13 protein-coding genes are annotated in these 10,709 nt (G+C 44.7%); 4 read left to right on the top strand and 9 right to left on the bottom strand.

The genetic code is table 11. The features are described 5' to 3' along the window. The 4 genes from H6G40_RS21680 to H6G40_RS21665 form a co-directional block, all read right to left on the bottom strand. Positions 1-1,824: tetratricopeptide repeat protein (locus tag H6G40_RS21680; RefSeq protein ID WP_190538233.1), on the bottom strand; the 1,824-nt coding region annotated here is incomplete at its 3' end. 59 nt (positions 1,825-1,883) lie between these two features. Then, positions 1,884-3,080: an LL-diaminopimelate aminotransferase gene (locus H6G40_RS21675; RefSeq protein ID WP_123231230.1), complete on the bottom strand. Its 1,197-nt coding sequence runs from the start codon at positions 3,078-3,080 to the stop codon at positions 1,884-1,886. 16 nt (positions 3,081-3,096) lie between these two features. Then, positions 3,097-3,459: a thioredoxin family protein gene (locus H6G40_RS21670; protein WP_002774854.1), complete on the bottom strand. Its 363-nt coding sequence runs from the start codon at positions 3,457-3,459 to the stop codon at positions 3,097-3,099. 45 nt (positions 3,460-3,504) lie between these two features. Continuing rightward, complete coding sequence (locus H6G40_RS21665; protein WP_190538232.1) at positions 3,505-4,383, bottom strand: ABC transporter permease; 879 nt, start codon at positions 4,381-4,383, stop codon at positions 3,505-3,507. Positions 4,384-4,581: 198 nt separating this feature from the next. Between H6G40_RS21665 and H6G40_RS21660 the strand changes: the two genes are divergently transcribed. Genes H6G40_RS21660 through cobT form a run of 3 tightly spaced genes read left to right on the top strand, consistent with a single transcriptional unit; the run spans position 4,582 to position 6,314 of the window. Then, complete coding sequence (locus tag H6G40_RS21660; protein WP_002739069.1) at positions 4,582-4,815, top strand: hypothetical protein; 234 nt, start codon at positions 4,582-4,584, stop codon at positions 4,813-4,815. After that, on the top strand, positions 4,803-5,213 hold the full coding sequence (locus tag H6G40_RS21655; RefSeq protein WP_123231231.1) for a type II toxin-antitoxin system VapC family toxin: 411 nt from the start codon (positions 4,803-4,805) through the stop codon (positions 5,211-5,213). Before H6G40_RS21660 ends, H6G40_RS21655 begins: the two co-directional genes overlap by 13 nt. Positions 5,214-5,240: 27 nt before the next feature. Next, positions 5,241-6,314, top strand: coding sequence for a nicotinate mononucleotide-dependent phosphoribosyltransferase CobT (gene cobT, locus H6G40_RS21650; protein ID WP_123231232.1), 1,074 nt, complete (start codon positions 5,241-5,243; stop codon positions 6,312-6,314). A 187-nt stretch (positions 6,315-6,501) separates the two neighbouring features. Here the strand turns inward: cobT and dps are convergent, their stop codons facing one another. The 5 genes from dps to H6G40_RS21625 form a co-directional block, all read right to left on the bottom strand. Continuing rightward, positions 6,502-7,035, bottom strand: a complete 534-nt coding sequence (gene dps, locus H6G40_RS21645; protein WP_069474194.1) for a DNA starvation/stationary phase protection protein Dps — start codon at positions 7,033-7,035, stop codon at positions 6,502-6,504. Between the two features lie 258 nt (positions 7,036-7,293). After that, positions 7,294-7,521, bottom strand: a complete 228-nt coding sequence (locus tag H6G40_RS21640) for a type II toxin-antitoxin system HicA family toxin (protein ID WP_002739431.1) — start codon at positions 7,519-7,521, stop codon at positions 7,294-7,296. Between the two features lie 2 nt (positions 7,522-7,523). Beyond that, a complete protein-coding gene (locus tag H6G40_RS21635; protein ID WP_002739432.1) occupies positions 7,524-7,730 on the bottom strand; it encodes a type II toxin-antitoxin system HicB family antitoxin in 207 nt (68 codons plus the stop codon). A gap of 93 nt (positions 7,731-7,823) precedes the next feature. Then, positions 7,824-8,174, bottom strand: a complete 351-nt coding sequence (locus tag H6G40_RS21630; RefSeq protein WP_002739434.1) for a hypothetical protein — start codon at positions 8,172-8,174, stop codon at positions 7,824-7,826. Between the two features lie 348 nt (positions 8,175-8,522). Then, the gene (locus tag H6G40_RS21625; RefSeq protein WP_002738486.1) at positions 8,523-9,254 is read right to left on the bottom strand and encodes a glutathione peroxidase; all 732 of its coding nucleotides are present in this window, start codon (positions 9,252-9,254) and stop codon (positions 8,523-8,525) included. 288 nt (positions 9,255-9,542) lie between these two features. Here H6G40_RS21625 and H6G40_RS21620 point away from each other — a divergent pair, with 288 nt between their 5' ends. Further along, positions 9,543-10,493, top strand: a complete 951-nt coding sequence (locus H6G40_RS21620) for an undecaprenyl-diphosphate phosphatase (RefSeq protein ID WP_069474193.1) — start codon at positions 9,543-9,545, stop codon at positions 10,491-10,493. The last annotated feature ends 216 nt before the right edge of the window (positions 10,494-10,709 follow it).

Here is a 10,709-nt window from a genome sequence, read left to right as displayed (position 1 = left end):
GTAAGCAGATAGCGCCTCTTCATATCTTCCTAAATTCGCTAGTTGATTACCTTTACCAAGCCAAGCGGCTTCATCATCAGGTTTCAATCGAATAGCTTCTTCGTAAGCAGATAGCGCCTCTTCATACCTACCTAAATTTGCTAATTGATTTCCTTTCCCATTCCAAGCGTAATCATCATCAGGTTTCAATCGAATGGCTTCTTGGTAAGCAGACAGCGCCTCTTCATACCTCTTTAAATTTCCAAATATAAGTCCTTTATTGTACCAAGCGGCTTCATAATCAGGTTTCAATCTAATGGCTTCCTCGTAAGCAGACAGTGCCTCTTCATACATTTTCAGATAATACAGACTGTTCCCACGCATCAATTGAAAATTTTCATCTTTAGGAAAATATTTAACTAAAGCATCATAGCCCCTCAGCGATTCTGCATAGTTTTCCTTATCGTACAACTTATTGCTCACCTTATCCAGCGCCTCTTTGACCTCGAGGGGAAATCGGTCTAACAGGGCTAAAAATAACCCGAGTAGCTTTTCCAAATAATCCTCTAGACTCAGTAACTCCCCCTTTCCCTCGATCTGCCCATCGCGGGGGGATAAAATTCCCTCCCTCGCTTCTAATTTTTTTAAGGCCTTTTTAATCCGCCACTGATAGCGAACTTTTTGCCAGCGATTTCCCCGGACTAACATCAACGCGACTCGCTCCACCACAAACGCCTTTAGGGGGATATTCGCCTGTTGTAATAAATAAACAGCGTCGTATAACTCTTTAGCCAAAGGCTCTAACTTAAACGCGTCTTGATAACACTTTTCCCAAGATCCCCGGAGAGTATCCTTAAAATTTTCTCGACTTAGGGACAAAGAACGACCCTCCTGACTGTCGCCAGCCAGTAAAATTTCAAAATTGTTCACCAGATTTTGAAATGTTCCGTCATTACACCCTGCGATCTCTTCCGGGGGGCATTCCAGTTGAATTCCCGTAAGATTCGACACTCTTTCTAACCAGGACGCGACCGCCTGATTTTCCGGTTTGGGTAATCGATAGCGCGTAAACCGGCGCCAGAGGGGGTATCGCTCCCATTGCAACATCTCCCATGGGCTAACCAATCTGGGATCATCGCTGACGGTTTCATCTCTAGCGGTCGCCAAAACCTTGATCCGCCTATCGGGAATATAAAAGCGATCGCAATGATCCAGCGCCGCCAATAATCGTTCTTGTAACGGTCGGTCGGTCGGCAAGGATTGCTCTTCTGTAGCTCGATTTTCCCGAGTCGGTTGACTGCGCCTCATTTGAATATGCAAATCGTCAAATATAAAAAGCACATTTCTTCGCACATCTAGAAACTGTTCTCGAGGAAATTGATCTCCCTCCAACGTACCAGTGAATACCATTACCGTCCAACCCCGACGGATGAAACGAAGGGCGACTTCCGCCATCTCTCTAGTTTTACCGATCCCAGCCGGACCCGTAATGATCACCCACAGGTCATCATTTAATAACCTTATTATTTCAGCTAAATGGTTGATATCCAGTTCCCGATCTTGAAGGGGAATATCCCAGTCAATCAGGCTAGGATAGAGATATTCTGCCCTCTCCCGTCCAAAGATCGCGGGAAATACATCCTGGTTTGGACGCACGACTCTAAAGGGCAAGCTATCGCCTGCGATTCTTGCGCGGCGCCGTTTTTGCTGTTTTTCGCGCCACCAATTCAGCCCCGTCAAGCCAAAGCCGGAAAAGGCAGTGGTTAAGAGTAGGTTCACCGGATCTTTATGGACGTTATAAAACTCCCAAAGTATCCGGGCCGCATTAACGACGGGATCGAGCATAAGCTGTGTGCCTTAACTTAAGCTAAATTGTAAAATCAGGGTTTCACTTTAGGACAAAATCAGGTTAAATGTCGATTTGATCCCAAAAAAGCCCCAATTTTCTCCACGGCAGCCTCTAGAATATCGGGATCGTGAACTAAGGCAAAACGCACATAACCCTCACCACCCTTACCAAAACCGGAACCGGGAGAGACCGCGACACCGGTTTGGGCCACCAATTGCCGACAAAAATCGACGGAATTACCCGCCCAACTGGGGGGAATTTTCGCCCAAACGTACATAGTGGCGGCCGGAGTGGAAACAGGCCAACCGATGCGATTTAGGGCATTAATAAACACATCCCGGCGTTTTTGGAAGATAGCGACGGTTTCCTTGACCGAATCTTGATTACCGGTTAAAGCAGCGATCGCACCGTTGAGAATGCCCAAATACTGATTAAAATCAACCATGGCTTTAATCTGTCGCAAAGCCATAATTAACTGCGGGTTGCCAATGGCGAAACCGATGCGAAAACCGCCCATATTATAGGACTTGGAAAAGGTAAAAAACTCGATCGAATTAGTTTTATCTCGATCGGCCTGTAAAATTGACGGGGGGGGCGATGTTCCCTCAAAAAAGATGTCTAGATAGGGAAAATCGTGGATTAAGACTAAATTATGCTGACGGCAAAAATCAACCGCTTTTTGAAAAAATGCCAAAGGTGCGATCGCTGTGGTGGGATTATGGGGATAACTCAAGACCATCAGCTTCGATTGTGCCAGCACTAGGTCAGGAATGTCCTCTAAAACTGGCAGAAAGTCATTTTTTGCCAAAATTGGCATTCCGTAGATTTGACCGCCTGCAAGGGCAACACCGCCCAAATGGGAGGGATAACCCGGATCGAGGAGTAGGGCAAAATCTCCGGGATTGAGAAGGGCCAAAGGTAGATGGGCCGTGCCTTCCTGAGAACCAATTAGGGGTAAAACCTCCGTTTCTGGATCGATGGGAACACCAAAGCGATCGCTATACCAGTTAGCGGCAGTTATTCGGAAGTCTCTGGTCCCATTATGGAGTAAATAGCCGTGGGTGTGAGGATCGTGGAGAGATCGCTCAATAGCATCGACAACGTGGGGAGCAGCCCCAAGATCGGAGGAACCGAGCGAAAGATCGATAATGATATTACCCGCTTCTCTACTGGCAGCTTTTGCCCGATCCATATCGGCAAAAACGTTGGATTGGAGTGCCTGTAAGCGGTGTGCTAGGGTTAAGTTATTCATAACCACAGATACCTAATTAGCTGACATAGGTATCGATAAAAGATTGTAATTGTTGTTTGCCGATCGCCCCTTCATGAGTGGCAATAAGTTTTTTATCTTTAAAGATGCGTAAAGCGGGAACACCTTTCACATCACATTTAGCCACCGAGTTGGGGTTAGGGTCCACCTCTAGTTTAACTACTTTTAGCCGTTCGCCGTAGGTGTTGGCTACCCAATCGATCGAGGGGGATATCAGACGACACGGACCGCACCAACTCGCCCAAAAATAGACTAAAACGGGTTTTTCGACCTCAAAAACCTCTTGGTCAAACTTCTGATCGCTAATGACAGTTACGCTACTCACAGTATTTATTTCCTCGCCATCGTTACTGATCATCATAGAGGTTCTGGGTACTTTTCGGCAATTATCCAGTTCCACAGTTCCTCAAACATGAGGATCGAAGACATCGCGTAAACCATCACCGATAAAATTAATACTTAACACCGTGATCACGATAGCTAGAGCGGGAAAAATGACCAAATGGGGGGCAGTTGTCAAGTAATCTTTAGCTTTAAATAACATTTGTCCCCAAGTCGGCACATCGGGGGGGAAACCCAAACCCAAAAAACTCAGGGTTGACTCGGTAATAATCGCATTACCCACGGCTAAAGTGGCCGCCACGATAATCATTCCCAAAACATTAGGTAATAAATGCACCCAGATTAAACGGAAAGGAGTGGCCCCCAAAGCAATCGCAGCCGAGATAAACTCCATCTCTCGTAATTTTAAGAAATTTCCCCGCACTAATCGCGCCACCGACATCCAATTTAAACCCCCGATCACCAAAACCACGAGGATAAAAATACCCGTTTCGGGTCCGGCGATTTTCTTGATGCTATCGCGAAATAGATAGACAATCAGCAAAAGTAGGGGTAATTGGGGCAAAGATAGAAATAAATCCGTTAATCGCATCAATAAGCCATCGATCGCCCCCCCGTAAAACCCGGAAATAGCCCCGATCGCCGTTCCTAAAATCATCGCCACCATCATAGCAGCAATCCCCACCGCCAGGGAAATTCGACCCCCCACCAAAATCCTCGCCAATTGATCCTGTCCCAGATCATTAGTGCCGAAAAGATGTTTTAAACTAGGGGGAGCAGTGGTTTGACTAAAATCAATGGTATCGATGGGGACCCGATAAAAAATCGGACCGAATAGGACGGCAAGAATAATTATAATTAATGCGATCGCTCCTATTGTTGCCAGGGGATCTCGGTAAAAACGTCGCCAAGTATCGATAATTGCAGAAGACAGGAGAGACATAAGCTGTTAAGTGTTTAAATTACTTTTTGAGACGAGGCACTCTTGCATTAGGGGAGATTCCGCTAATCTAAGAATAAACGGTTTAAATGAGTCTTTTTAGTCTGCTGTATTTTAGGTAAAATCTCAAGATGAGTCCCTTTATTGAAGGAACCGTTGTGTTATAGTATAACTCAAGTTCAGAAAATAGAGAGTAAAACTATGACTGTTAAAGAACTTATTCAAACAGCAATTGATAATTTACCTGAAGAACAACTAGATGAACTTTATCAATTAATTAAAAATTTCACCGCCAGCAAAAACAACTTATTAGAAGAAAAACCATCCTTATTCAAACGTCATTTTCCAGTTGAGAATATGGTGGGTAAAGCTAAAATACTAGGTGATATGGTCAGTCCTATTGTAGATGAAGAAGATTGGGAATGTCTGAAGTAATTGTGCTTGATACTCATATTTGGTTGTGGTTAATAAATGGCAATTTTGACAGATTTCCCGAGCATTGGCTAGAAAAATTTGAGTTAGCAGAATCTCTCGGAGTTTCCCCCATTTCTTGCTATGAAATAGCCCTGGCTAACCAACGGGGGAGATTAGAATTAAGTTATCCCCTTCAAGAGTGGATTCAACAAGCTTTAACAGTAGCTAAAATAGATATATTTTCAATTACCCCCGAAATTGCCATTAGAGCCGTTAATTTATCTCCCATTCACAAAGATCCTTTTGACCGTATTATTATGGCTACAGCCTTAGCATACGGGGCAAAACTGGCTAGTATTGATAACTTATTTTCTAAATATCTTGAAATCAAAGATCATCTCATGGAGAGAGGGAAATAGTAATAAGTAAGAGGACAAAATCAACAGATGATTAAAATTTACACGGAAATCGAACGGGGGCAAAATTGGTTAGAGCGCCATCAAAAATCTTCTCCGATATTTGCCCTAGTTTTAGGTTTTACCGAGACGGGATTAATCCCCGGAATCTCCACCGCTGGTGCTACCCCGGAAGATAGAAAATATACAGCGATCGCCGATGCCGAATTTATCGTTAAAGGAGTTTCACCCCATCCCCGTTATCCCTTACCCCCCCTAACGGTGGGAGCCTCTCCTGCCTATATTACCCGCGCCGTGGTGGAAAAATTAGCCATTCCCGTCCTCGTTTTTAACGCCGGTTTACCCTTGCCCCCGGCCGTCGATTATATCGAACTGGGGGGACAACCGGCCCGTTGTCTCTCCACCGGCCGCGCCCTAGATCTCCCCATAGTAAAACACCTGTTCGCCCAAGGACTAACCTGGGGCGAAAAACTAGCCCGCCAGTCTAGTTATCTAATTATCGGCGAGTGTGTGGTCGGTGGCACCACCACCGCCCTCGCCATCCTCACCGGATTGGGTTATCGAGCCAACGGCAAAGTTAACAGCAGCCATCCCCAGTGCAATCATGCTCAGAAACAGGCAATAGTTGAGCAGGGATTAGCCGGAAAAGAAATTTTTGATCCTTTTGAGGTAATCGCCGCCCTAGGCGATCCTCAGCAGATTTTCGTCGCTGGCATGGCCATCGCCGCCAGTGGGCAGGGTGGGGTACTTCTCGCCGGAGGAACCCAAATGTTAGCCGTTTCTGCCCTAATTCAAGCTCTAGTGACTAAATATGCCTATCCGGTTAACTGGGAAAATATCATCGTCGGCACAACTCGTTGGGTAGCGGAAGATAAAACAGGGGATACGGTGGGATTAGCCAGCCTGATCGGAAAAATACCCCTATTAGCCACACAATTAAACTTTTCCGCCTCTAAATACCCGGTTTTGCAAGCTTATGAACAGGGTTTCGTCAAAGAGGGAGTCGGTGCGGGGGGATGTGCGATCGCTGCTTATCTGTACCAGAATTGGACTAATCAAGATTTGGTCAAGGCGATCGAAAATTTAATCGGGTTTCAACTATAGTAGTTATAGTCATTTCAGATAAGTCTGATACAGTCTAGACCGACAAAATTCTTCAAAACCCTTATGAACTCTGGGATTGATATTCTCAATTTTAATTGAAATGACTATAAGTGATTGGCTACGTTTACCGATTACGAGAATTTAAGGTGTATTAAGCTACGTTAACACACCCCAAATTTATCTATATTTAACCGATAACATCTTCCGATTTAATCAGATGCGCTTCTAGGAACCAGAGACGTTTATCGATGTCCCGGGAGATTTCCGTATAGAGATCTGCTGTGTCGGCATCCCCTTGATTGCCAGTGGTATCAATAGCAGAACGAAGATGGGCGGCGTATAAGGCATAACGTTCGGCTAAAGCAAGGATATGTTCACTACCATCGACGATATCAGCCGGATATTCCGGTAGAATCGAGTTAGCGGCGGCGATGCGCGCTGTTCCCAAAGCGGTTCCACCTAAAGCGGTAATCCGTTCTGCTACCATGTCCCCATAGCCTTCTAATTCCGTGGCCATTTCGTCGAAGAGGCTGTGCAATTGGTAGAAATTTAAACCTTTTACATTCCAGTGGGCTTGTTTAACCTGAGTTTTTAGGTCTAAACTAGCGGCAAGGGTTTGGCTTAGGATTTCAACAATAGCTTTGCGGATATCTAATGCTAAATCGATGCGGGTGGCGTAGTATTGTCCCGTGGTTTTGGTTTTGACTGGAATGGCTACCATAATCTTTCTCCTTGATCAGTTAACAGAATACTCGATAATTTTTGTGGGTGCATAAGGGACTGATTTTGATCCTATTGGACGTTGATAATAAACTGAAAAACGGCCAATTAATTCGGAAAACAAGTAGCTGATAACTGATACTTCCAATGCGCTCAGTACAAGTAACGGCTCGAATCAGCGGCATCAGACAACCTTGAACTGAGCATCAGCAGCCTTCGTCCGTCTGCTGCACTCGAATTGTCAGACCTCTCTTATCGCTCATCTCATGCCAGAAACAAATTCTTGTACCGTAATTCCAGCAGTACGAATAAGACTACGAAGCGTACCCTTTGCCACTTCACGATGATCAGGAACAGAGAGTGTTACCTGTTCGCCCTCCTTAACCATGATAATATGGCTGGCACTTTGACGCGCAACTTGCCAGCCGAAGGTTTCAAATACTCGGACTACCTCACGTCCGCTGAGAACAGGAAGAGCAGAGGACATGATTAGGCCATTACCTCTACTTGGTGAGTTTCAATCGTTAGGGGTAGCCCACGTTCTGCACGAACTTGAAGGCAGGCGATAATTGCATCTCTGATATTTTCAAGAGCTTCTGCTCTCGTTTTACCTTGGCTGACACAACCCGGAATGCTGGGGCATTCTACAACCCAAACTCCATCTTCGTCACGGTCAAGTGTTACAGTCAACTTCATAAGTTTTCACCACAATCTCCCCGCTTATAGTTTACCTCGTGTTCTCACCTACCTATTAGTGGATGACAAGAACCTTCAGTAATCAAAGCTACATCAAGGAAGATACCGAATTGGGTTTTGCCCACCTTCAGCAAACTCAACCCAATTTACGGATGTTGCCCCTATGTACTGAACATGAGTTAATCGAATGTCGTATCGACCTTCCCTGTCTGCTGGCTCTGCACCAGCATGGTTCGCTATGTACAAATTATTCGCATTATTCTCATCATCACGATGATAAAGAATAATACGGTCAACTTCACGATTGGGATCGATCTTCCACTGACCCGTTGAACCAGTGTTGTCATCGTGGAGAACAAAGTGTTTTCCCTCTGTAAAGATAACGACTACCTTTTCATTTGGCTTTATGAAGTCACGGGCTTTCACAAAATCAGCAATTCTCATACTTGTGAGGCACAAAGTTTCTGGTTTTAGTTAGGGAACAGGCAACAGATGGTGTACTTTATAAGACTGAGAAACGCTATAAATGATTAACGAAATACATCAGACTACAATCACACCCAACAAAAAAGCTCTAACTTGCCCGGGCAAAACCTCTCACAGATATCTCTCCAGTTGCAATGGAAAGATAACGGCTCTTCTCGACTTTGTGTGATAATTTTTGCTTATGGAATCGTGAAATGCTTATCGGGTAACACTTTTAGGACTATTTTGTCGAAGAAACTATCAGTATAGACCTCGTTTCCACACAGAAACCAGAAGAGCCAGATAACTTGAGGTCTAACTGATTGATTATGCTCCTAAATGAGCCGCTAATTCTTCCGAACCGCCAATTAATTGGCCGTTAATGAAGACTTGTGGGGTGGTGGTATTACCACTCATAGCCCGCAGAGAACGACTGGTGGCATCGCGTCCGAGGATAATTTCTTCGTATTGTAGGCCTTTTTCTTCTAACATTTTCTTGGCCCGGAGGCAGTAGGGACAGCCCACTTTCGAGAAAAGAGAGACTAAAGGCGGTTTTTTGGCTTCTGGGTTGATGTAGTGTAACATCGTTTCCGCATCGGAGACTTTGAAAGGATCTCCCGGTTCTTCCGGTTCGATGAACATTTTCTCGATAACACCATCTTTGACTAGCATCGAATAGCGCCAAGAACGTTTACCGAAACCTAAGTCAGCTTTATCGACTAACATCCCCATTCCTGCGCTAAATTCGCCGTTACCGTCGGGAATTAAGACGACATTATCACATTCTTGATCTTTTGCCCACTCGTTCATGACAAAGGTATCATTCACCGACAAGCAAACAATAGCATCTACGCCATTTTCCCGAAAAACAGGGGCTAATTCGTTATATCCAGGTAAATGGGAGGTGGAACAGGTGGGAGTGAATGCCCCGGGTAAGGCAAAAAGAACAACGGTTTTTCCTTTGAATAATTCCTCGCTGGTGATGTTCACCCATTGATTATTTTGACGTACAGGAAAGGTGACATCGGGAACTCTCTGTCCTTCTCGGTTTGGTAGCATAATCTTCAACTCCTAATTACTAAGTCGTACTCATTTCGAGTTTGTCTAAATTAAGTGTACTCATAACGACTACGAGTTGTCAACAAGTATTTATACTTAAATCAGGAGATAGGAGATAGGAGACAGGAGATTAGGAGACAGGAGATAGCAGATAGCAGATAGCAGATAGCAGATAGGAGATAGGAGATAGGAGATAGGAGAATGGGAAATAGACAAAAGGCAGTAATATTGATTAGTTAATTTACCTAACCCCCCACACCCAACACCCAACCCTTTTTTTACTGAAAAATGATGTTTTCCTTCCTGAAAAAAAGCTATAAATGGCTAGGACTAGCGATAATAACGGTGATTTTGGCGATTACACCCGCCGTCATTGCCCAATCAACCACTAGCACCATACCTCTGGCAAAAATTAACTGGTTACAGGCGATTTTTTTGGGATTTGTGCAGGGAGTGACGGAATTTTTGCCGATTAGCAGTACCGCTCATCTAAAAGCGATTCCCGTCTTTTTGGGTTGGGGAGATCCCGGTGTCACCTATACAGCAGTGATTCAATTGGGCAGTATTGCGGCGGTATTGTCCTATTTTTGGCAGGATTTAAGGCAAATATCCACGGGAATGGTGAAAGCGGTGGCTAGTTCCGATTATCGTTCCCAGGATTTTCGTTTAGCCGTGGGGATTATCCTAGGCACAATTCCGATCGTTTTCTTCGGTTTGTTAATGAAACTTTTCATTCCCGATTTAGATAATTCCCCCCTGAGAAGCATGACAGCGATCGCCAGTGCCTCCATAGTCATGGCTTTACTCTTAGGTACGTCCGAAAAAATCGGGAAACATAAACGCAGTTTTGAGACTTTGCGACAAAAAGACGGGGTTTTAATGGGATTAGCCCAAGCTTTAGCCCTCATACCGGGGGTATCTCGTTCTGGGTCCACCTTAACTGCCGGGTTATTCATGGGTTTAGAAAGGGCCGTAGCGGCGCGATTTTCCTTCCTGTTGGGGATTCCGGCGATAACTTTAGCCGGTTTAGTGGAATTTAAAGGAGTTCTCGACCAGATTAACACCAGTGAATTAATTCCCCTCGCTATTGGGGTAATTTCTTCGGCGATATTTTCCTATCTTTCGATCGCTTGGTTATTAGATTATCTCAAAAAACAGAGTACCTGGGTTTTCGTCTGGTATCGTCTCTTTTTCGGGGTTACTATCCTGATTGGTGTAGCCTTGAGGCGTTTTTCCTGACCTTTTGGCATTCTAATTAGGGTTTGCTGAATAATGGTAAAAACCTTACAGGAAAGGGCTTTTAGCTTGATTGAGAGCTTCCCAAATGCACTTAAATCTGCTAGAATCTCTTAAAACCCTTGCATCACCCTTGCATCTTCTCTAATTAGTGCTAATGTACCGTAAAAGCGAGTTACCCTCAACCCCACCAGAAAACTTCGAGCTGCCCTTTGAGGG

It is taken from the genome of Microcystis viridis FACHB-1342 (assembly GCF_014698335.1).
GTDB lineage: Bacteria > Cyanobacteriota > Cyanobacteriia > Cyanobacteriales > Microcystaceae > Microcystis > Microcystis ichthyoblabe_A.
This window is presented reverse-complemented; position numbering and strand designations above follow the sequence as displayed.